Origin of the sequence: Nocardia tenerifensis NBRC 101015, from assembly GCF_000308715.1 — a bacterium.
Taxonomy (GTDB): Bacteria; Actinomycetota; Actinomycetes; order Mycobacteriales; family Mycobacteriaceae; genus Nocardia; species Nocardia tenerifensis.
The window spans coordinates 1-20651 of sequence record NZ_BAGH01000574.1 but is presented as its reverse complement, the minus strand read 5'-3'; the positions used below and the strand labels follow the sequence as shown (position 1 = coordinate 20651).

At 68.9% G+C, this 20651-nt stretch carries 21 protein-coding genes and 1 pseudogene; 6 read left to right on the top strand and 16 right to left on the bottom strand.

Annotated elements, in window-relative coordinates:
• Positions 1-117: 117 nt before the first annotated feature.
• From ON39_RS37830 to ON39_RS37820, 3 genes are all read right to left on the bottom strand, one after another.
• Positions 118-429, bottom strand: a complete 312-nt coding sequence (locus ON39_RS37830) for a hypothetical protein (protein WP_040741376.1) — start codon at positions 427-429, stop codon at positions 118-120.
• A complete protein-coding gene (locus ON39_RS51595) occupies positions 426-746 on the bottom strand; it encodes a hypothetical protein (protein WP_373283770.1) in 321 nt (106 codons plus the stop codon). The genes ON39_RS37830 and ON39_RS51595 overlap by 4 nt, the downstream gene beginning before the upstream one ends.
• 194 nt (positions 747-940) lie before the next feature.
• The gene (locus ON39_RS37820; RefSeq protein WP_051187614.1) at positions 941-1726 is read right to left on the bottom strand and encodes an AraC family transcriptional regulator; all 786 of its coding nucleotides are present in this window, start codon (positions 1724-1726) and stop codon (positions 941-943) included.
• Here ON39_RS37820 and ON39_RS37815 point away from each other — a divergent pair.
• The gene (locus ON39_RS37815) at positions 1709-2788 is read left to right on the top strand and encodes a zinc-binding dehydrogenase (RefSeq protein ID WP_211336391.1); all 1080 of its coding nucleotides are present in this window, start codon (positions 1709-1711) and stop codon (positions 2786-2788) included. The genes ON39_RS37820 and ON39_RS37815 overlap by 18 nt on opposite strands.
• Here ON39_RS37815 and ON39_RS37810 read toward each other — a convergent pair whose 3' ends face one another.
• From ON39_RS37810 to ON39_RS37800, 3 genes are all read right to left on the bottom strand, one after another.
• A complete protein-coding gene (locus ON39_RS37810; protein WP_040741374.1) occupies positions 2789-3526 on the bottom strand; it encodes a MerR family transcriptional regulator in 738 nt (245 codons plus the stop codon).
• Positions 3527-3562: 36 nt separating this feature from the next.
• A complete protein-coding gene (locus tag ON39_RS37805; RefSeq protein ID WP_040741371.1) occupies positions 3563-4438 on the bottom strand; it encodes an alpha/beta fold hydrolase in 876 nt (291 codons plus the stop codon).
• 77 nt (positions 4439-4515) lie between these two features.
• Positions 4516-5205, bottom strand: coding sequence for a PAS and ANTAR domain-containing protein (locus tag ON39_RS37800; protein ID WP_373283769.1), 690 nt, complete (start codon positions 5203-5205; stop codon positions 4516-4518).
• A 284-nt stretch (positions 5206-5489) separates the two neighbouring features.
• Between ON39_RS37800 and ON39_RS37795 the strand changes: the two genes are divergently transcribed.
• Positions 5490-6194 (top strand): helix-turn-helix transcriptional regulator, encoded by a 705-nt coding sequence (locus tag ON39_RS37795; RefSeq protein ID WP_040741367.1) that lies wholly within the window; start codon positions 5490-5492, stop codon positions 6192-6194.
• 42 nt (positions 6195-6236) lie between these two features.
• Here ON39_RS37795 and ON39_RS37790 read toward each other — a convergent pair whose 3' ends face one another.
• Positions 6237-6698 carry a VOC family protein gene (locus ON39_RS37790; RefSeq protein WP_040741366.1) on the bottom strand — a complete coding sequence of 154 codons (462 nt, stop codon included), beginning with the start codon at positions 6696-6698 and terminating at the stop codon, positions 6237-6239.
• Entirely contained in the window at positions 6695-7264 is a 570-nt protein-coding gene (locus ON39_RS37785; RefSeq protein ID WP_040741365.1) for a DinB family protein, read from the bottom strand. The genes ON39_RS37790 and ON39_RS37785 overlap by 4 nt, the downstream gene beginning before the upstream one ends.
• A gap of 62 nt (positions 7265-7326) precedes the next feature.
• Here ON39_RS37785 and ON39_RS37780 point away from each other — a divergent pair, with 62 nt between their 5' ends.
• Complete coding sequence (locus ON39_RS37780; RefSeq protein WP_040741363.1) at positions 7327-8298, top strand: helix-turn-helix transcriptional regulator; 972 nt, start codon at positions 7327-7329, stop codon at positions 8296-8298.
• A 29-nt stretch (positions 8299-8327) separates the two neighbouring features.
• On the opposite strand, the gene ON39_RS37775 is transcribed toward ON39_RS37780, so the two are convergent.
• From ON39_RS37775 to ON39_RS37755, 5 genes are all read right to left on the bottom strand, one after another.
• Positions 8328-9473 carry a serine hydrolase domain-containing protein gene (locus ON39_RS37775; protein ID WP_246003054.1) on the bottom strand — a complete coding sequence of 382 codons (1146 nt, stop codon included), beginning with the start codon at positions 9471-9473 and terminating at the stop codon, positions 8328-8330.
• 138 nt (positions 9474-9611) lie between these two features.
• Entirely contained in the window at positions 9612-10697 is a 1086-nt protein-coding gene (locus tag ON39_RS37770) for a sensor histidine kinase (protein WP_040741359.1), read from the bottom strand.
• A 26-nt stretch (positions 10698-10723) separates the two neighbouring features.
• Entirely contained in the window at positions 10724-11413 is a 690-nt protein-coding gene (locus tag ON39_RS37765; protein WP_040741357.1) for a response regulator, read from the bottom strand.
• Between the two features lies 1 nt (position 11414).
• Complete coding sequence (locus tag ON39_RS37760; protein WP_040741356.1) at positions 11415-11615, bottom strand: DUF7489 domain-containing protein; 201 nt, start codon at positions 11613-11615, stop codon at positions 11415-11417.
• 125 nt (positions 11616-11740) lie between these two features.
• Complete coding sequence (locus ON39_RS37755; protein ID WP_040741355.1) at positions 11741-12367, bottom strand: TetR/AcrR family transcriptional regulator; 627 nt, start codon at positions 12365-12367, stop codon at positions 11741-11743.
• 99 nt (positions 12368-12466) lie between these two features.
• On the opposite strand from ON39_RS37755, the gene ON39_RS37750 reads away from it, so the two are divergent.
• Positions 12467-14581 carry a HelD family protein gene (locus tag ON39_RS37750; protein ID WP_040741354.1) on the top strand — a complete coding sequence of 705 codons (2115 nt, stop codon included), beginning with the start codon at positions 12467-12469 and terminating at the stop codon, positions 14579-14581.
• An 8-nt stretch (positions 14582-14589) separates the two neighbouring features.
• Here ON39_RS37750 and ON39_RS37745 read toward each other — a convergent pair whose 3' ends face one another.
• From ON39_RS37745 to ON39_RS37735, 3 genes are all read right to left on the bottom strand, one after another.
• A complete protein-coding gene (locus tag ON39_RS37745) occupies positions 14590-15843 on the bottom strand; it encodes an MFS transporter (RefSeq protein WP_051187611.1) in 1254 nt (417 codons plus the stop codon).
• A 5-nt stretch (positions 15844-15848) separates the two neighbouring features.
• Positions 15849-16436: a winged helix-turn-helix domain-containing protein gene (locus ON39_RS37740; protein WP_211336392.1), complete on the bottom strand. Its 588-nt coding sequence runs from the start codon at positions 16434-16436 to the stop codon at positions 15849-15851.
• A gap of 128 nt (positions 16437-16564) precedes the next feature.
• Positions 16565-17077: a GNAT family N-acetyltransferase gene (locus tag ON39_RS37735; RefSeq protein WP_040741350.1), complete on the bottom strand. Its 513-nt coding sequence runs from the start codon at positions 17075-17077 to the stop codon at positions 16565-16567.
• A gap of 547 nt (positions 17078-17624) precedes the next feature.
• On the opposite strand from ON39_RS37735, the gene ON39_RS37730 reads away from it, so the two are divergent.
• Both ON39_RS37730 and ON39_RS37725 read left to right on the top strand, forming a co-directional pair.
• Positions 17625-19652, top strand: a complete 2028-nt coding sequence (locus tag ON39_RS37730) for a CocE/NonD family hydrolase (RefSeq protein ID WP_040741348.1) — start codon at positions 17625-17627, stop codon at positions 19650-19652.
• Positions 19653-19696: 44 nt separating this feature from the next.
• Positions 19697-20651 (top strand): annotated as a pseudogene (locus ON39_RS37725) (bifunctional 3'-5' exonuclease/DNA polymerase); the annotation flags it as partial.

The following is a 20651-nucleotide window of genomic DNA, read 5'->3' as shown; positions in this document are numbered from 1 at the left end:
AGGCGGGAGTCGAACCCGCTGAAGACCGCTTTAGAGGCGGGTGCTCGGCCGTCGAGCATCTGGGACCGATGGGGGGTGACCGGCTCCCCTCGCTGCCGGCCACCCCATCATGGCCGATCAGGCCGCGTCCGGGTCGTCGATTCGGTCCCGCAGTCGGGCATTCGCGACCGCGGCCCTGGCGGCGCGGTACTCCTCGGCCGTCAGCGATCGCCCGAGCTCGTCGAGCGTGCGCAGCACGAACCGTTGCGTGACGACGCGGCGGTTCAGCACGTCGAGCGCGGTTTTCTGCCGCCACACCTTGCGCTGCAGCCAGCGCGTGGCCGTCGGCAGGTCCCAGGCGAGCTGGGCGCGCAACGCGTCCCGCTCGGCGGCGAGCTCGACCAGCTGGGCGCGCAAGTCGCTCTGCTGAATGTCGATGGAATCAGTCATGTTCTCACCTCCCCTCGTTCGGCGAAGGTGAGAGGAAGGTGGGCGACCAGTCGCCGGGCCGCCGGCTCGAACGCGGCAGCCGTCAGCGCACCGCCGAGATCCGGCTCATGCACTCGGGCCAGCCGATACCCGGCCGCCGCGGCATCGCCGCACAACCAGCCGAGGGCTAGTTCATCCGGCGCGCTGAGCACCACCAGAACATTCGAGGCGGCATGCCAGTCGACGACCAACTCGGGATAAGCGACGGCGAAATCGAGCGCGGCGTGAACCGCCTGCGCGACCTGCGCCCCCGGTGCGAGATCGGCCCGGGTGACCAGGTAGAAGCGGCGAGGAGAAACCTAACGGTGTGGCACGAGCCCAATGCTAACCCGACGGACCCCACCGCACACCCTATTTTCGGAGCAGCGCCTCGGCCGTGACGACGGGGACGAACGTATTGTCGGCATCCAGGATGAGGCGGCCCAATGTCGCTCGGGCGTCGGGCATTTCGGCGAAGGTGGCCAAGCGGGGGTCAGCGGGTGGCGCGGTGGCGGCCGGGCGTGGTGCCGACGAGGGCGCTGAAGGCCGTGATGAAGCTGCTTGGGTTCGCCCATCCGCAGGCGTGCGCGACGCGGGTGGTGTCGTGGCCCTCGGCGAGCAGGATGAGGGCGTGGTGGACGCGGAGTTGGGTGCGCCACTCGTAGAAGGTCATGCCGAGTTCGTGGTGGAACAGGCGGCTCAGCGTGCGCGGGCTGGCCCCGATCGCGCGCCCGAGTTCGGCGAGGGAGGTGTTGTTCGCGGGCTCCCGATACAGCAGCTCGGCGATGGCGCGCAGGCGGTCGTCGCGCGGTTCCGGCAGCTGAAGTGGCTGCTCGGGGGCCTCGTGGAGTTCGTCGACGAGGACTCGGCGGAGACGGACGCGCGCCGCGCGCTGGTGCTCGCTCGGCGCCTGCTCATGCCCGCGCGGGTCGGTAAGGCTGAGCAGGATTTCGCGCGCGAGGTCGGAGGCCGCGAACACCGCGGGGTGTGCGGGCGCGAGCCGGGCCAGCGATGCAGGCAGGAAGACGATGCGCATATCGGTGTGGCCGTGCGCGCGGTGCGCGTGCGCGAAACCAGCGGGCGTCCACGCGATGCGGTTGGCCGGCACGATCGAGGTGCCGCGCTCGGTGCGCACCGACAGGACGCCGCGGGCCGCGTAGACCAAATGCCCACGGGGATGGGCGTGCATCGAGCTCGTCTCGCCCGGCGACCGCAGGTGTGCGCCGCCGGCGGGCCACACCACCGAATCGGCGCGGGAAGGTTGGCGGCCGACGAGCATAAGTTGGCATTCTATCGGTGGTCGGCCGCCCCGCGTCCCGGCGAGAGTGAAGGCATGCGTGACGACCTACATTCGAGCAATCCGACGATGCGAGCGGCGGTCTGTGTCCGCCCCGGCGGTCCGGAGGTGCTGGAGATCCGTGAGCTCCCGATCCCGGCGGTGCGGCCGGGCTGGAGCCTGGTGCGAATACGAGCCGCGGGCTTGAACCGATCGGAACTGCGGACCCGCCAGGGACATTCGCCGAACGTGCGGTTCCCGCGGGTGCTCGGGATCGAATGCGCTGGCACCGTGGCGGTCTCCACCGATCCCGCCCTGCCGGATGGCACGACCGTCGCCGCGGTGATGGGGGAGATGGGCCGCGAGTTCGACGGCGGCTACGCCGAATACGCCTTGCTGCCGAACGCACTGCTGATGCCGCTCACCACGACCCTGTCGTGGGAGGTGCTGGCCGCACTGCCCGAGACGTACTTGACGGCATATGGCGCGTTGGAGGCTATGCAGGTAGCGCCGAACACCCAGTCCCGCTTGCTGATTCGAGGCGGTACGTCATCGGTAGGGCTGGCGGCCGCCTCTATCGCGTCCGGGTACGGCCTCGAGATCGCCGCAACCACCCGGCAGCACAACAAAATCGGCGCATTGACCGCCGCCGGCGCCGACCACGCGCTCATTGATGCCGGCTCCCTGACGGCCGACGTGCGCGCGATCTGGCCCGACGGCCCGAACTATGTGCTGGACCTGGTGGGCGCGAGCACGGCGGTGGACTCGCTGCGCCTGGTCCGCCGTGGCGGAACGGTCTGCGTGGCTGGCTCGCTCAGCGGCTGGTTGATCCCGGACTTCGAGCCGATAGCGCGTATCCCGTCCGGCACCAAGCTCACGGCTTTCCACAGCGACAATGCGAAAGGCAGCGCGGGCGCGCCGGTCTTGCAGCGGATTGTGCGCGCGGTGGAGGCCGGGGTCTATCGCCCCACTGTGGACCGCGTCTTCGCTCTGGAAGACCTCGTCGAGGCCCATCGATACATGGAGAGCGACGCGGCCGCGGGCAAACTCGTCGTGGTGCCCTGATCAGTTGTCGGCCAGCGCATTTCGACGTTGAAGAGCGCGATGGTTCAGCGCGTCGAGGATGCGCTGCCAGGCCGGCGAGGCCTCGGAAATCCGCGAGGAGACCAGCTTCGACGACCTCGGCGGCCCGCTCTCCCGCTCGTACGCGATCTCCCACGCGTCCAGCTCATCGATGAGCCGATCCAGGCGTGGGTCGTTCGGATCCCAGTCCACCGCTTGATCGCACGCCAGATACAGCCGCGTCGTCTCGGGGTCGTCGAAGGCGGCGTTCTTCTCCCGTACCCGCTGCGGCACGGCCTGAGGATCCAAGGCGCGCATGAGGATCCACGCGTCGCGTTCCAGTTGAATCCTGCGTTCGCCGATGCCGAGGCCGCGCATCCGGTTCAGGACGGCGACCACCTCGGGCGGCAGGACGAGGCTCTCGCCGCCGGCCAATTGGGCTATCCTGCTTCGGTATTCGCCGAGCTGGTCGATCTTGCGGCGCAGTTCGGCGTCGATGTCCACGATGGCCGAGGCGAACTCGGCGGGCTGAGCGTGCAGCAGGGCGTCGATGCGGGCCAGCGGGACGCCGGCGTCGGCGAGGGTTCTGATCCGGATGAGGTCCACCGCCGCCTGCGCGCGGTAGCGGCGGTAGCCGGAGGCGTCGCGCTCCGGCTCGGGGAGCAGGCCGACCTGGTGGTAGTGCCGAACGGTGCGCACGCTCACGCCGGCGGTCGCCGCCAGCTGGCCGATCTTGAGCACCGTCCTCCTCGCGTCTGTTGTGAAACGTGCATGAGTCTAGTGGTCGGCCGCCCGGTCGAGGACATCGCGGATCGCCTGGACCACCGCGTCGGGGCGGTCGAAGCAGAGGCGGTGATGGAAGGTGTCGGTGATGAGGCGCTGTTCCCCGTGCGAGACCTCGGCGACCAGGGCGGCGTCCATTCTCGTCCGGCCGTCGTGCCGCTCCTGTTCGGCGGCGTCGTTGCCCAGCACGCTCAGGGCGACCACCGGAACGTCGGGCAGGCTCGGCCCGTCCCGCAGTTCGGCGGCGAGGTCGGCCAGCCCGGTGCGCTCGCCGACGCCGACGCGCAGCCATTCCTCGCTCACCTTGGCCTCGATCAACGCCTGCCGCACGGGCTCCGGGTAGTCCGCGTAAAGCTCTTCACTCATCTCGCGAATGGCCGGGTGCATGTGGACAAGCTGCGTCACGTCGGGCGCCAGCCGCTCCGCCTCGGCCAGACTCGCTGCGGGCGGCATGAATTCGTCCCAGTCGCGGTGCAAACCGTCCAGCCAGACCAGCCCCGCCACCTCACCCGGGTACAACTGCGCGAACCGATACGCATAGAACGCGCCGAGCGAGTGCGCCGCGAGAACATAAGGGCCGGTGATGTTCTGGGCACGCAGCAGGTCGTGCAGCTCCGTCGCCACCGCGGCGGCGGTGCGCGGCAGCGGCAGGAAATCGCTGTAACCCGTCCCGCCCCGGTCGTACACCACCGCCGTGGTGAACCGCGAAACCTCTTGTTGCACACCGAAATAGTCCAGACCCACCGCGCTCGCGCCCGGCAGGAACACCACGGCAGGGCCGCCGCTGCCCGAGCGATGCGCGAAGATGCGTCGTCCGTCGATTTCTTGAAACCCGCCGACCGGCGGTGCGGAGACGATGTCGTTGCTCATGCGACAAGGGTGCAACCCTGACGCAGCGTCAGGGTCAAGCCGACCGGTCAGCAAAAGCCGAGCGAAGAACCGCGCGGTCACTGCTCCGGCTTCGGGTCAGGGTGCTCGTGCACGGTGAGCAAGAGGTGGTCGAACTGGGTGCGCACCTTGACCGGTGCGCCGTCGAAGGCGTCGATCACGCCGATGAGTTTGCCGGCGAGCACGCGCAATTTGGTGTTGGTCTCCTGCGAGCGCCACTGCAGGACGCGGAAGGCCTGCTCGGCGTTGATGCCGTAGACGAACATCAGCACGCCTTTGGCCTGCTCGATCACCGCGCGGGCCTCGACGAACTCGGGCAGGGCGGCGTCGAGGGCCTCGCGCTTGTTCTGGTCGAGCCCCGCGGTCAAATCGACGTAGTAACCGGCGGTGCCGGCGGTGGCGCCGGTGTCGTCGTGCAGGCGGTCGCCGACGACCAGGACGTGGTGCATGGTCCCGGTGGTGTCGATGATGCGGTGTCGCGAGCAGAACGGCTCACCGCGGCGCACGGCGGCGGCCAGGGTCTCCGCGACGGTGTCGCGGTCGTCGGGGTGTTTGTGCGCGAGTAACAGTTCCGTGGTCGGCGTGACGGTGCCGGGTTGATAGCCGTGGAGTTCGGCGACCTGATCGGACCATTCCCAGCGTTGGTCGTCGAACCAGAACCGGAAGGTCCCGATCAGGTAGGGGCTGCCCTCGGCGATCTGCGCCAGGGTCGGTTGGCCCTCACTGGTGGCTGAAACAGTCTCGGTCACCGGTTTATTATTACTCCTCACCAGCGACGACGATGACTTGGTCCGGGTAATTCCGGGCCGGCCTGTCCATCCGTGCCGACAAGCGGGGCCGCCGCCCTGCATCGGGTGCGTCGCCTCGTGCGCGAGCAATCACCGGTCGATCCGATTGCGCACGCGCCGAAAAGCTTTGGGAGAAAAAAGAGTACTGTTGAGGGTCACAGAGTCGTCCGATTGAGAACCCTGACATGGGTGCGGCGGTTAGGGTTTCATCCGAGGGGGATGAAGCTTTGTCATGCTTTGGTGAAATGACTATCCGGCCGGGTGTTCTGTCCTACCGCGGCGGATTGTCTCCGGCGAGAATGCACGCCCATCACTCGGTTCAGGTCTTGATCGCCCGGCAAGGCGAGTTCGTCGTGTCGGATGCCGCGGGCACGAAAGTCCCGTGCCGGGCCGCGGTGATACCCGCCGACGTCGCGCACGCGGTCCCGCGGGGCGTGGCGAACGGCGAAATGGTCCATTTAGCAGCGGAATCCGAGGACGGCGTCGAGCTGTGCCGCTCGCTGGGGCGCTCGCGCTGCGCGGCCGCGTGGGTGGCGGCGGGCAGCGCGCTGGTCGAGGACCTCGGCGACGACGAGTGGTGGGCAGACGGATTGCCGTACGCGCGGTCGAACGTGCGTCACCCCGCGCTCGCCTCGGCGCTGCGCCTGCTGCCCGAGCTCATCGAGGCGGGCCCGGTTCGGTTGCGGGAGACGGCCTGTGCCGTCGGCGTGTCCGAAAGCAGGCTCTCCCACCTGTTCTCGGAGGAGATCGGGCTCGCGTTCCGGCCCTACGTGCGCTGGCTGCGGATGAGCCGGGCCATCGATCGAATAGCGCTCGGCCACAGCCTCACCGACGCGGCGCACGCGGCGGGCTTCTTCGACGACGCGCAGTTCGCCCGCGTGTGCGACACGACCTTCGGCCTGTCCCCGGCCCTGCTGATGCGTGAGATGCGGCTCAGCGTCGAGTCGTAGCGGATGCGCCGCGGCTCCCCTCCCGCCGCGGCGCCCGCCCGATCAATCGAGACAGAACTCGTTGCCCTCGGGATCGGTCATCACGATGTGCCCGAAGCTCATCGGGGGAGCGGGCTCCGCGCGATGCACGCGGGTGGCGCCGAGCGCGACGAGCCGCTCGCACTCGGCCTCGAGCGCCGCCATCCGCTGCTCGCCCTGCAATCCGGGTGCGGCCCGGACATCGAGGTGGACACGGTTTTTGGCGACCTTGTCCTCGGGCACCTGCTGGAAGAACAGCCGGGGGCCCACGCCCTCGGGGTCCTCGATGGCCGATCGCGCATTGCGCTCGCTCTCCGGCACGCCGACACGCGCGAGGAACTCCTCCCACGCGGCGAACGGATCGGCGCCGTCGGGCAGGTCGACCCCCGGCGGGCCGGGGACGACATAGTCGAGGACATCGCGCCAGAAGGCCGACAGCGCCCGCGGGTCGTGTGCGTCGAAGGTGATCTGGACTCGGCGGCTCATCGCGGCGCTCCGTTCGTGTGCAGGTAGAGGTCGCGCAGCAGGCAGACCTCGGACAGGTGGTGGATCAGTTCCCGATGGATGTGTAGCACCAGGTCGGCCATGGCGAGCTCGGGGTGGGGTTCGCGCTCGCCCATCGAGGTGCGCAGCCGCGCCTCGCCGAGGCCGCGCACCCCCGTCAGCCAGCGGTCGACCTCGGTATCGAGCTGGTCGAGCGCGGTCGCCGCGTTCTCGGCGTACTCCCAGGTCTCGTAGGACGCCGGGGGCGCGCCGAAGTGGATCGCGTTGCGCGCGGCGAGAACGCCGACGATCACGTGACCGAGGCGCCAGGCGATCGTGGTGAAGGGCGCGGGATCCGGTTCGGGAAGCGCGAACTCGATGGTCATCGCGCCGCTGCCGCCCTGCACCGGCGCGGTCGACGTGCCGCGCGGCCGCACGCTCCACGCGTTCGGCACCGGGGACCAGAAGTACTCCTCGTCGGTGAGGCCGGCGAGACGTGCCCTGAGCTGGTGGTTCCAGTGGTACTCGAACTGCTCGCGCAGCGTTCGGGTCCAATCGAATTCGTCCATGCGCTCACCCTGACACCCCTAGCGGACAGAATCGGTCCGCTATTGTCGATAGGGAGGAAGATATGGCACAGGGAGACGACCGAGACACGACCGAACGGGTGCTCACCCTGCTCGGACTGCTGCAACAGCGCCAGATCTGGACGGGACCGGAACTCGCCGATCGGCTCGGCGTCACGCCGCGCACGGTGCGCCGCGATGTCGAGCGGCTGCGCACGCTCGGATATCAGGTGCACGCGGCGCAGGGCGTCGGCGGCGGCTATCAACTCGGACCGGGTCCCGATCTGCCGCCGCTGCTGCTCGACGACGACGAGGCGATCGCGACCGCGGTCGCGCTGCTCGTCGGCGCGGGCAACGCGGTGGCCGGGGCGGGCGACGCCGCGCTGCGAGCGCTGACCAAGCTCGATCGGGTGCTGCCCACCCGGCTACGGCACGAGGTGCGCGCGCTGTCGGAGTCCGTGGAGTCCTTCGCGGGCGGGCGCGCCCCGGTGGATCCGGACACGCTCATGACCTTGGCGCGGACCTGCCGCGACGAGGTCGAGGCGGGGTTCGACTACCCGTCCAAGGACGGAGTGCGGCGGCGGCGAGTCGAGCCGTATCGGCTGGTCGCCTCCGATCGGCGCTGGTATCTGCTCGCCTTCGACCTGGATCGCGACGACTGGCGCAGCTTCCGTGTCGACCGGATGACCGAGGTGTCCGCGCGAACCTGGCGCTTCCGCCCGCGCGCCGCGCCCGACGCGGCGGACTACGTGCAGGAGGGCGTCGCGAGCCGGGTGTACAAGCATCAGGCGCGTTTTCTGGTGCACGCGCCCGCGGAGGTGGTGCGCACGCAGGTTCCGGCGTCCGCGGCGGTCGTGCGAGCGCACGGCAGTGCGCACTGCGAAATCGTCAGCGGCGCCGATACCAGCCTCGACCCGGTGCTCATGCACGTGCTGCTGCTCGGGCACGAGTTCGAGGTCCTCGACCCGCCGGAGCTCGGAAAGCGTTGCCGCGCATTGGCTCACGCGCTGCTGGCGGCGGGCGAACGATCACGGTGAGCACTTCGGAGTTCCTTGCCCGGCGCGCATCAGGAGCCGGCGCAGAGTGCGAGATCGACTATCGCGTTGAGATGGCCTGTGGTCTCACCGCTTTCGGGGACCTGGTTGACGCTCACGGTGACGGCGCGCCCGTCGTCCGTCGCGCCGCCGCGGGTCTCGAAGCCGTCGATATCGCCGCCGTGGCCCCAGCCGACCGTGCCGCACGAGAGCGGATTGGCGAGCAGGCCGAGACCGTAACTGGCTGACTGGCCCTCGATTCCCAGGGGGACAGTACGTTTCATCTCCTCGAGCTGTGCGGGAGGCAGCAGTTCGCCGCCGAGGAGGGCGTTGAGGAAGCGGTTGAGGTCCGCGCCGCTCGACACCATCGCGCCCGCCGCGCCCGCCGACGTGACGTTCTGTTCGGTGTAATCGACCAGCTTGCCGTCGATTCGGGCGTAGCCGCGGGGGTGTGGCCCGCGGATGTCGACCTCGTCGGCGTCCGGATAGTAGGTGTCCGGCAGGCCGAGGCGATCGATGATGCGGTGGGTGATCTCGGCGCCGATCGAGAAGCCGGTGATCTTCTCGAGCACCATCCCGGCGAGGGCGTAGTTGGTGTTCGAGTAGGTCCACCGCGCGCCGGGCTCGAAATCGGCGGGCGCGGTGAGGGCATTGCGCACCACCTCGGCGATATCCGTTCTGCCCCAACGGATCCGCTCATCGTGGGTATCGATCTGGCCCGGTTTCGGCGTTGTACCGAATTCTGCGGCGTACTCAGGGATGCCGCTGGTGTGCTGCAAGAGGTTTCGGATGGTGATTCTGTTCCCGTCGATGCCGGGTCCGTGGACCACGCCGGGCAGGTATCGCTCCACCGGCGCGTCGAGCTCGACCTTGCCCTCGGCCGCCAATTGCAGCATGACCGTCGCCACGAAAGTCTTGGTATTGCTGGCTATTCGGACCCGAGCGTTGTCCTGGAAGGGTGTGCCCCGCTCGAGGTCGCCGACGCCCGCCGTCGCGGTCCAGGCCTTGCCGTGCTCGGTGCGCACGACCTGTGCGCCGGGCAGGCGATCCACCGAGATCAAATCGTGCAGCGCGGCAACGATTTTCGCGCGGCCAGGCTCGGCGGCGGGCTCGGCGTGATCCGTTCCCCCGGAGTCGCACGCGGCGGCCAGCGCGACCACCACTGCTCCGGTTGCCACCGCGATGGCCAACGATCGATCAGAAACCCTGATGCGCAAGTTGTTTCCCTTCTGCTGCCGACGCAGCCACGCTACGAGAAGCGCGGTGCGCCGCCCAGACGGCAGACACCCTTCTTTCCGGTGGTGCTGGCACCACCGCTAGCGGTGGCCGTTGACCGGCAGCCGGGCTTCGACGCGGAAACCACCCTCGCGCGTCGGGCCTGCGTCGAGGCGACCGCCCAATCGCGTCGCCCGTTCCCGCATGCCGTCGAGGCCTCGGCCGCTCCCGTGGTCGTGCCGGACGCCGCCACCGCCGGGATCGGTGATCGTCAAGGTCAACTCTCCCTTGGTGATTCGGAGGTCGATCGTCGCCCGTCCGGCTCCGGCGTGGCGCACGACGTTGGTCAGCGACTCCTGCGCGATGCGGTACGCGGCCTCCGCGACCACCGGTGCGACGTCGATGTCGCCGTGCCGGTGCACGGTCACCTCGACCCCGGCCTTCGAGATCGACTCGGCCAGCCTGTCCAGGTCGGCGAGGTCGGGCGCGGGCGCGGCGTGGTGCCGGTCGCCGTCGATCGCGCCGAGCAGTCGTCGTATCTCGTCGAGCGCTTGTCGCCCAACGGTTTCCACCGCTTCGACGGCCGACCTCGCCTGCTCGGGGTGGCTGTCGAACACGTCGTTGGCGGCGGCCGCCTGCAACACCATCAGCGAGACGGTGTGCGCGAGCACGTCGTGCAGTTCGCGGGTGATCCTGGCGCGCTCCTGCAACACCATTCGTCGAGCCTCGGACTCGCGCCGGGCCGATCTGGCCCGGCCGAGCGCGCCCCAGCTCCACGCCAGGAGCGCGGCGCCGGACCAGAGCAGGGCCTGCGGCCATCGGTCCGTGGCGCCGAGTGCGGCCGTGAACAGTCCGACGGCCGCCGCGAGTCCCCACAGCGAGGTGCGGGCCGGGCTCAGCCAGGCGAGGGTCGTCAGGACGAACAGGGAGACGCCGGGCCCCGACGGCACGTGCAGTAGTTCCAGCGCCGCACCGATGACGAGCGAGGCCATGGCGACCCAGAGCGGTCTGCGATCCATCCACCAGACCACGGCCACCTGCGCTGTCGCCAGCGCGATCAGCGCGAGGCGACCGAGCGGGGTGGTCTGCGGCACCGCGAGCATCATCGCCGCGACCGCCGCGAGCGTGCCCGCCACCAGCAGCGCCCGCCACCGCCGCGACAACCGCGTCTCGAACAGATCCGGCACGCCGCCGACGCTACCGGTCCGGTGGATCAGTCGACGCCCGACGGCCGGGGCCGGACCAGGCCGAGATCGTAGGCGAGCACCACGGCCTGCACCCGATCGCGGAGCTCGAGCTTGCGCAGAATGGCCGAGACGTGGGTTTTGACCGTGCCTTCGGTGACGGCGAGCTTGGTCGCGATCTCGGCGTTGGAGGCCGCCTGCGCGATCAGCGTGAGAACGTCGACCTCGCGGCTCGTGAGGTCGGCCAGTCGCGGAGTTCGCTCGCGTTCGCCGCGGGTCTCGGCGACGAAACGGTCGAGCAGACGGCGGGTCACCCGGGGCGCGAGCAGCGCGTCGCCGCCCGCCACCACGCGCACGGCGTCGACCAGTTCGGCCGGCCGGGCGTCCTTCAGCAGGAAACCGGACGCGCCGGCTCGTAACGCCGCGTAGAGCAGCTCGTCCTCGTCGAACGTGGTCAGCGCGATCACCGACGGCCGGTGCGGTGACAGCGCGAGTCGCCGCGTCGCCTCGATACCGTCGACGCCGGGCATCCGCAGATCCATCAGGACGATATCGGGCCTGGTCTCCTCGGCGAGCCGGACCGCGTCCGCGCCGTCGGCCGCCTCGCCGACGATCCGGCAGTCCGCCCGGGTCTCCAAGATCATCCGCAGCCCGGTGCGCACCAGGGCCTGATCGTCGGCGATCAGCACGGTGATCGTGCGGCCCGCGGCGTCGGTCATGTCAGTCTTTGACCGGGTCGGCGCCGTCGCGCTTGGTCAGCGAGTCGCCCTCTTGCAGCGAATTCCACAGCGCTTTGTTCACCCGGATCTTCACCGTGCTCCCGTCGTCGAGCCGGACGAACAGCCGGCGATAGAGGTTCGATCCGTCGAGCAGACCCCGCGATTTCTTGACCACCGTGCCATGCCACTGCTGCTGCGTCACCTGTACTCCTCGCCTCGTTCGATACCGCCCCGCTGGTGCGTGGCGTGCGATCCAGTCTGGTCAAGGCCCGCGCCGCGCACATCATCTCGCAGCGGTACTTGTCTCTCTGTCGAAAGTCGGAGACGTCAGCGTTTGCTGCCTTGTTCCAGGAGGTCGAACGCGGTCTCGGCGCGGTGCACGGCCGCGGGGTAGGTGTCGTCGGCGCTCCGGCCGGAGCGGATCGCCTGGGCATTGTGGAAAGTAAGGACGCGCTGGGCGCCGAAGACCTGCGCGGCGACGAGGTGGGCGGTGAATTCGTCGTTCGGTTCGCCGGCGTCGAGCAGGGCGGCGGCGAGGTCGCGTTCCTGGTCGACCATGTAACCGGCCAGGTGGGCCATCAGGGCGGGCGTCGAGTAAAGCAGGTTGTGAAAGGTGACGGCCTCGGGACCGTCGTTGAGTCCGGTGAGCGGATTGCGCTCGGCGAGCAGGTCGAGGAAGTGCTGTCGGAGGGCGCGCAGCGCGGAGGTGCCGGGCGGACGCTCGCGGACGACGGCCGCGGATCCCCTGCCGCCGTTGATGAATCGGCGCAGGACGAGATCTTCCTTGGTGGGGAAGTAGGCGAACAGGGTCGGCTTGGACACCTCGGCGGCGGCCGCGATATCGGCGACCGAGACGCCGTCGAAGCCCGACTCCCGGAACAGGGCGAAGGCCGCCTCCGCGATCGCCTCGCGCGTGCGGCGCTTCTTGCGCTCACGCAGTCCGGGTTCCTCCATGGCGTCAGGCTAGTCAAAATTGATTTGGCCTACAAATTGCCCTGGTTATATAGTTGACCGAGTTAAGCTTTTTCGCTTCACGGAGGGGGTTGATCGACTATGCACCGAAGAGATGACGCCCAGGTCGAGCCCGAGATTCGGGTCGAACGCGACTATCTGAGCGCCTGCCGAGCGGCCCTCGCGCGCATGCGGGAGGAGGCCGTCACCGCGCTCGCGACGGGCAAGGGCGAGGGCGACGCGTTCGACAAGATGCAGAACTTCGCGGCGCGTCAGTTCCACAAGAAGCAGATCGAGGAGCTGTCCGGCCTCGACGACGTGCCGCTGTTCTTCGGCCGCCTGGACTTCCCGTTGGGTGACGTCTACGACGAAATCCGTTCTCTCGGTTCGCCTTCCGACGCACCGGACAGCGATCGTGTCTACATCGGCCGCCGCGGTGTCAGCGACGAGGCCGGCGAGCTCATGGTCATCGACTGGCGCGCCCCACTCTCGCGCGCCTTTTACGAGGCGAGTGCTCAGGAGCCGATGCGGGTGCGGGTGCGCCGCCGGTTCGGCTTCGACCACGGCGGCGAGCTGACCGCCTTCGAGGACGAATCGCTTGATGAGCGTTTCGCGCAAGCCGACGGCGGTGATCTGCTGGCCGCGGAGATCGAGCGGCCACGCAAGGGGCCGATGCGCGACATCGTGGCCACGATCCAGCCCGAGCAGATGAGCCTCGTGCGTGCGCCGCTGGAGCGGACCCTGTGTGTCCAGGGCGCGCCGGGCACCGGAAAGACCGCCGTCGGGCTGCACCGGCTGGCGTATCTGCTGTTCACCGAGCGGGAGCGGCTGCGGCGGGAGGGTGGCGTGGCCGTCATCGGGCCGAACCGCGCGTTTCTCGCCTATGTCCGCAACGTGCTGCCCGCTCTGGGTGAGGTCGAGGTGTTGCAGACCACGATCGACGAGCTCACCGACGCGGGCGTCGCGGTCACGCGCGCCGAAGACCCAGGGGCGCAACGGATCAAGGGCGATGCCCGGATGGCGGAGGTCATCCGGCGGCACCTGTGGTCGCGCATCCGGCCGGTCGAGGAGACCGTGCGGGTGAAGCATCTGCAACGCACCTGGCACCTGTACTCCGACGAGATCGCCGACGAGCTGGCGGCGGTGCGGGAGCGGGGGACCGACTACCGCGGCGGTAGCGAATTGCTCGCTCAGCGACTGGCTTTGCTCGTGGTGCGTCAGATGGAGCGCGGCGGGCACTCGGTCACCGCGAGCACACCGACTCAGCTGAGGCGAAACCGGGCGATTGTCAGCGCCGTTCAGCGTATGTGGCCCGAGACCGATGCCGTGCGCGCGGTTTTCGAGCTGCTCACCGACTCTGACCTGCTCGCCCGCGCGGCCGATGGACTGCTCTCCGCCGAGGAGCAGCTCGCTGTTCTCGTCCGGCCGCGTCCACGCGGTCCCAAGGGGATGCGCTGGGCCAGTTCCGATCTCGCGCTGATCGATGAGGCGGCGGCCATGATCGAGCGCCCGGCGAAGCTCGGTCACATCGTGGTCGACGAGGCTCAGGACCTGAGCCCCATGCAGATTCGCGCGATCGGCCGTCGCGTCGCGGGCGCCTGCACCGTCCTCGGCGACCTGGCCCAGGCCACCAGTCCCTCGGCCGCCGAGGACTGGGCCGCGGTCCTCGGCCACCTCGGTCGGCCGGACGGGCAGATCGAGGAACTGACTCGGGGCTATCGTGTTCCGGCGCAGGTGATCGACTACGCGGCCCGACTGCTCCCGCATATCGCCCCGGAGTTGCGCGGGCCCGCCTCGTATCGGCAGTCCGCCGATGCGCTGGTGATCACCCGGGCGGCGACGGAGCAGATGTCGGGGACGATCGTCGGGGCGTGCGCCCGCGCGCTGACCGAGGAAGGGTCCGTCGGGCTCATCGCCGCCGACCGCGACATACCGGAGTTGCATCGGCTCCTCACCGAAAACGGGCTGGGGCACGTCATTCTGGGCACCGACGAGACGGGCATCGACTCGGTCCGCCTGAGCCTGGTTCCCGTCACCCTCGCGAAGGGGCTCGAGTTCGACACCGTGCTGGTCGTCGAGCCCGCGCGCATCGCCGAGTCGGAAGAGCGTGGGCTGCAACGGCTTTATGTCGCGCTCACCCGAGCGGTCAGCAGTCTCCGCGTCATTCACGCCGACGATCTGCCCGAGCCGTTGGTGCGGGAGCCCGCACTGTGTTGATGTGGGCGCTATCGGGTGGGCAGCGCGCGCAGGCGCGGGATGGGGGAGGGGAGCAGCCAGAGGCATGCCGTGAGCGCGCCGAGGACGGCCGCCCACAGGGTGGGGCGTAAGCCGATGATGCTCGCCAGCGCGCCGCCCGCCAGCGAGCCGAGCGGGCGGGCACCGAAGTTGACGGTGCGGTACGCGCCGGACACGCGGGAGCGCAAGGCATTCGGGGTGACGGCGGTGCAGAGGGAAGCCACCGCCACGTCCAGCCACATGACGCCCACGCCGGGCCCGAACTCGGCGGCGGTGAGCAGCGCGACGGCATCGGTGCCGTGCGCGGCCGGAATCAACAGCATCGGTGCGGGGAAGGCGACGCAGCCGATCAGGAGCGTCGGACCGACGCCGATGCGTCGGGCGAGCGGGCCCGCGGAGAACGCTCCCAGTACCCCGCCGAGCGCGCCGGCGCTCAAAACCATTCCGAGCATGCCTGATTCGACGTTCAGGACGGTGGTGGCGTAGAGGACGAACTCCGCGGCCACCACGAAGGTGAAGAAGTTGACCGTGGCGGTGGCGGCGAGGGAGGCGCGCATGATCGGTGACCGCGCGATGAACCGGCAGCCCTCGGCGAGCTGGCCGCGCGCCGGTCGCTGTGCGGGCGGTTCAGTAGGTGCTATGCGGGACAGAGTAAGTGCGGAGACGGCGAACGAAGTCGCGTCGGCGAGCAGGGCGAACGGCGCGGACAGTATGTGCACCAGGACACCGCCGATGCCGGGGCCGGCGATCTGCGACATGGCGCGGCTGCCGCTGATGAGCGAGTTGGCCGCGATATATCGTTGCGGCGCAACGAGGGTGGGAAACAGCGGTGCGTTGCATACGTCGAAGAGGACGGAGAGCGTGCCCGCGGCGAAGGCCACGACGTAAAGCTGAGTGAGGGTCAGTCCGTCGACGAGGAAGGCCAGCGGGATGCTGGCCATGAGCGCGCAACGACCCAGATCCGCGGCGATCATCACCCGGCGGCGATGGGCGCGGCGGTCCGCCCAGACTCCGGCGTGCAGTCCGAAGAGCAAGTGCGGCAGCCACATCGCCGCTGTGAGATAGCCCATCTGTGCGGCGTCGGCGTGTGTGACGACCACCGCCACTAGAGGAATCACCAGATACGAAACCTGATCGCCGAGGCTCGCAATCGTCTGGCCGGTCCAGTAGCGGCGGAAATCCACCTCTCGCAGAAGTTCTGGGACGAGCCTGCTCGGTTGGTGCAGCGGGGCGTCGGCAGGCATGGGTGCTACTCGGTGGACCTGCCGGTGGTGTCCACCGGAAAAGCCAACTGCAACAACGCAACCGGCCTCGCGTGCGCGGGGCGCTTGCTCGGGTCATCGATTCGTTCCAGATACGGCCGCATCAACTCCTGGAGTTTCACACCCAGATCGCGTAGCTCCGCTGCCGTCAGAGGCAGTACCGTGTCGCCGAACCGGGCGGCCTCCTGCCACACGGCGGGCTCCTCGGCGCGTGTCTGGATCCAGCGCGCCATGAGCTCGAAATACCTTTCGGCGACAGCCAATTCGAGCGCCTCCGTGGCCGCCGGGTCCGGACTCCCGACCTCCCAGGTCGTGACCATCGCCGTCGCCCGCCACGGTTTCTCCCGCCCCCGCCCACCCCCCGCCTCCTCCACCAGCCCGTACTTCGCCAGCTGGCGTAGGTGAAAGGAGCAACTGGCCACGCTCTCACCGATAGCGTCCGCGGCCCGCGTGGCCGTCATCGGACCTTCGCGGCGCAGCAGCCCGACCAGCGCCAACCTCGTCGGATGCGCGTAGGCGCGCAAGGCTCGCGGGTCGGTCAGCTCGATGGAGTCGGGCAGTTGCTGGTCAGCCACCATATAAAGATATCTTTAGAAAGAAGTCTTTACAAGGGGATCCGCACATCCCGCGAACGGTCGATCTGTCGGCGTGTGCTCGAAACACGCAGCGCAGCAGTGGTTTTGACGAGTGTCGGTGAGCCGTCCTATCGGGGCTGCTCCGACAACCGCATCGCGAGCACCATACCGGGCCACGTTCCGACGGTGATCTCCTGCACTGGAGAGAACCCATAGCTCTCGTAGACCTTGACCAAGGCGCCATCACCACCAGCGAAACAATCCACCCGCAGCAGATCGATCCCGCGCTCCGCGGCCTCCGCCATCGCGCGCCGCATCAGCGCGGCGCCGATGCCGCGGTGCCTGCGCGAGGTGAGCAGAAGATTGACATAGAGCTCCCGCTCGTCCACCTCCGGCACGTATTCCTGCCGCTTCTCGGTGATCACCAATACACCGACGACCGACCCGTTCTCATCCTCCATGACCCGCATCCCGCTGCCCGTCGCGTGTTCGCGAATCATGGCCGCGCGCCGCTCATTTCCGGTCCACGGAGCCGAGCCCCACTGCTCGGTATTGCCGCGCCGGTTCAACCACACCACGGCCTCGTCACCAAGCGCCAACACTGCCGAGACGTCCCCGACCCGCCCCTCCCGTATGCGCATGCTTCCCTCCTACGACATGGCGTATCAACAGCGTATGCATGCCGAATCTCACCACATCAAGAACACAGCCACCTGCGGGTGGACCCTTCGCAGTGTCACCTACCGACAGTGAATCCCGGCGCGACCCAATCCCGCACTCCCTCTCAGGGCCCGCACTCGCTTTAGGGCCCCATAGAGGGTGCGGATCCCGAAAGAGAGTGCGGGGTTACGCCGAGTGCCGTCTCGTTCGGTCAGACGCGGTGTCACGGCGTTGAGGTCGACGCGGTGCCGAACTGGTGCGCGCCGATGACGGCGCGCAGAGTGTCATCTGCATGGCGCGAGTGATCCGGCACGGATCACCAAACGTGTGGGCCAGACGGTATTCGACGAATTCCAACTCGACGAGTCGGTATGCGGGAAGTCTGAAGGTGTGCGGCAAAGGAATTCCATGCACACCTGCTACCGCGCCAGCGGGCATCGCGGCAGTGACCGCAGCGCTCAATTCTGCTGTGGACTGCGCGGCGCTCGGTCCTATCGTCAGTGACGCAGCGCACATAAAGTCGCAGGTATGGGCGTTCGCTATCTTATCGTGCTCTTTACGGTCTGCGCCGCGTTCTTCTCTGCCGCGCCGTATCCCCCTGTTGCACAATCGGTTCCGGACGCGGGCGACGCAGGAGCGGCGTGGTCCGCCGCTTACCACGAACCGCCGCGCTACCCGAACGTGTACATCGACTGGGACGTGCCGATCACCATGAGCGACGGAACGGTGTTGAAGGCCAACATCTATCGCCCCGCCGACGCGTCGGGCGCGCCGATCGGCGAGCCGACGCCGACCATCCTCAACCTCACCCCGTACACCAAACTGGTGTGGAACATTCTGGATTCGGCCATGTCGATTCCGGTGGTGGGCGACGCCCTGCTCCAGCTGTTCCGCGACTTCGACCTCACCGGAACACCTTTGGACGGCCTCACCGATCTCACCAAGGCCTGGGGCACCGGCCTGCCACGCAATCTTACCGTGGACCGGAACCTGATCCGATCCGGATACACCCAGGTCGTGGTCGATGTGCGCGGCACCGGGTTCTCTCAGGGCGTGATGGAGTTCTTCGGCGAGCGCGAGCAGCGCGACACCCTCGAGGTGATCGACTGGACCGCCGAACAGCCCTGGTCCACCGGCGATATCGGCATGAGCGGCGTCTCGTACTCGGCGGTCAACCAGATCCAGGCCGCCGACAAGCAGCCGCCCGCGCTGAAGGCGATATTCCCGGTGGTCCCCGGCAGCGATCTGCTGCGCGACATTCTGGCACCGGGCGGCGCGCTGCAGGTCGGATTCGTGCCCGCGTGGCTGATCGGGGTCAATGCGAGCAAGCTCCTGCCCGACCTGCTCTCCATCGCGCAGGGTCGGTTGGACTGGAAGTGGCTGGCGGACCGCGCCGCGAGCCCGATGACGTTCTTCGACATGCTGTTCGCCGCGCTCACCGTGCCCGAGGTCGACCAACTGCCCGACAGCGTGCGCGCACTGCTCGACGACCACAGCCCGCTGCGCGACGGCATGCTCTCGCATCCGGACCGGATCCGCACGCCGACCTTCATCGTCGGCGCCTGGCACGACGTGTTCACCAACACCGAACCCGTGATGTACCAGCGGATTCCGCTGCCGCCCGGGCAGAAGCAGCTGCTGATGGACAACGCCTACCACATCAATGTCGGCGCGGACTTCGGCGAGCCGGGCTTCCCGCCGCGGCTGGATGTCTTGCAGCGGGCCTGGTTCGACAAGTGGCTCAAGGGCATCGACAACGGCATCGACGGATACGGGCCCGTCACCAGCAAGCAGATCGGCGGCGGCTGGACGAGCACCGACCAATTCCCGCGCGCCGGAGTCGAATACCGGCGCATGTACCTCAGCGCCGAATCCAGCGGCACCGCAGGCGCGAGCGTCCACGACGGAAGCCTCACCGCCACCGCCGATTTCACGCCGGGGCGACTGACCGTCGCGCCGGGCGTGACGAGTATCTGCTCCAACGACACGGCCGTCGTGACCGCCGGCGCGGCCTCGATCCTGTCCGGCTGCGCGAAAGACGCACGCCCCCATGAACTCAACGGCCTCACCTTCACCAGCCCGCCCGTCATCGAGCCGACGCTGCTCTCCGGCCCGGTGAACGTCCACCTCAACACCGTGCTCGACGCCGTCGACGGCTACTGGACCGCCACGGTGAACGACGTCGCCCCCGACGGCCGCTCGACCGTACTGGCGACCGGCCAGCTCACCGCCTCGCTGCGCGCCATCGACCCCGACCAGAGCGAGCGCTCCCCGAACGGCGATCTGACCGCACCCTATCTGCGGCTGACCCTCGGCAGCCGGCAACCGGTCGTGCCCGGCGTTCCGACGGACCTCGACATCGGGCTCACCTCGATCGATGCCGTGTTGCATCCCGGCCACCGGCTGCGGGTGGATCTCTTCGCGAGCAATCTCCCGAAGGGCCTGCCGCTCATGCCCATGCTGATCGACAGCGGTCTCCGGCCCCAGCATCTCGAGCTCGACCCGAACGCACCGAGCTTCGTCAACGTGCCGATCGGCGGCCGACCAGGCTGGTAAGGCCCGACGGCGTTTCTGTCGGTACCCGGTGCGAGACTCCGTGCATGCGATGGGCGGTGGTCGAGACGGGCGACGGTGGCGCGCGTCTGTGCCCGCTGGATCAGGACGGCCGCCCCGCGGGCCCGGTGCTGTGCGAACCGTCGCTCGCCGAGGCGGTGCGTTCGCGACCCGAGGTCGAGCGGTGGGTGTGGCGGTCGACCGCGGAGATCTACCGGTCGCTGCTCGCGGCCGGGGTCCGGGTCGAGCGCTGCTACGACGTGCAGGCCGCCGAGGCTCTGCTGATCGGGCACGAGGAGGGTCAGTCGGGCCAGGCCCGCTCGCTGGCCGCGGCCTACGCGCGGCTGCACGGACTGCCCGTCCCGCCGGACGCGCCCGCGCGGGCGGCCGAGACCCAGCCCTCGCTGTTCGAGTCGGGCCGGGTGCCGCTGCCGCCGGGAACGGACGAGTTCACCGCCCTGCTCGAGGTCTACGCGGACCAACTCGTCAGGACCGCGAAGGCCGAGCATCCGGAGCGGATGCGGCTGCTCGTCGCCGCCGAGTCGGCGGGCATGCTGGTCGCGACCGAGATGTCGCTGTCCGGCATTCCATGGCGTGCGGACGTGCACCGGGAGTTGCTGGATCGACTGCTCGGTGAGCGTTTTCCGGGCGGGCTGGAACCGCGCCGGATGGCGGAGCTGGCCGACGAGGTGTCGCGCGCGTTCGGCACACGGGTGCGGCCGGACCTGCCCAACGACATCATCAAAGCCTTTGCGCGCGCAGGGATTACGCTGTCCTCCACTCGGAAATGGGAGCTCCGGCGCGTCGATCACCCGGCCGTCGCGCCGCTGCTGGAGTACAAATCGCTCTACCGGCTGCACACCGCCAACGGATGGTCCTGGCTCGAGCAGTGGGTGCACGACGGTCGCTTCCGACCCGAGTATCTGCCCGGCGGAACGGTTTCCGGCCGCTGGACCACCAACGGCGGTGGTGCGCTGCAGATTCCGAAGGTGATCCGGCAGG

What these genes read in the sequence shown, in the direction of transcription:
- ON39_RS37830 (WP_040741376.1), bottom strand. Translation starts at nt 429, where the DNA reads ATGACTGATTCCATCGACATTCAGCAGAGCGACTTGCGCGCCCAGCTG.
- ON39_RS37820 (WP_051187614.1), bottom strand. Translation starts at nt 1,726, where the DNA reads ATGCTCGTCGGCCGCCAACCTTCCCGCGCCGATTCGGTGGTGTGGCCC.
- ON39_RS37805 (WP_040741371.1), bottom strand. Translation starts at nt 4,438, where the DNA reads ATGAGCAACGACATCGTCTCCGCACCGCCGGTCGGCGGGTTTCAAGAA.
- ON39_RS37795 (WP_040741367.1), top strand. Translation starts at nt 5,490, where the DNA reads ATGACTATCCGGCCGGGTGTTCTGTCCTACCGCGGCGGATTGTCTCCG.
- ON39_RS37790 (WP_040741366.1), bottom strand. Translation starts at nt 6,698, where the DNA reads ATGAGCCGCCGAGTCCAGATCACCTTCGACGCACACGACCCGCGGGCG.
- ON39_RS37785 (WP_040741365.1), bottom strand. Translation starts at nt 7,264, where the DNA reads ATGGACGAATTCGATTGGACCCGAACGCTGCGCGAGCAGTTCGAGTAC.
- ON39_RS37780 (WP_040741363.1), top strand. Translation starts at nt 7,327, where the DNA reads ATGGCACAGGGAGACGACCGAGACACGACCGAACGGGTGCTCACCCTG.
- ON39_RS37765 (WP_040741357.1), bottom strand. Translation starts at nt 11,413, where the DNA reads ATGACCGACGCCGCGGGCCGCACGATCACCGTGCTGATCGCCGACGAT.
- ON39_RS37755 (WP_040741355.1), bottom strand. Translation starts at nt 12,367, where the DNA reads ATGGAGGAACCCGGACTGCGTGAGCGCAAGAAGCGCCGCACGCGCGAG.
- ON39_RS37750 (WP_040741354.1), top strand. Translation starts at nt 12,467, where the DNA reads ATGCACCGAAGAGATGACGCCCAGGTCGAGCCCGAGATTCGGGTCGAA.
- ON39_RS37745 (WP_051187611.1), bottom strand. Translation starts at nt 15,843, where the DNA reads ATGCCTGCCGACGCCCCGCTGCACCAACCGAGCAGGCTCGTCCCAGAA.
- ON39_RS37735 (WP_040741350.1), bottom strand. Translation starts at nt 17,077, where the DNA reads ATGCGCATACGGGAGGGGCGGGTCGGGGACGTCTCGGCAGTGTTGGCG.
- ON39_RS37730 (WP_040741348.1), top strand. Translation starts at nt 17,625, where the DNA reads ATGGGCGTTCGCTATCTTATCGTGCTCTTTACGGTCTGCGCCGCGTTC.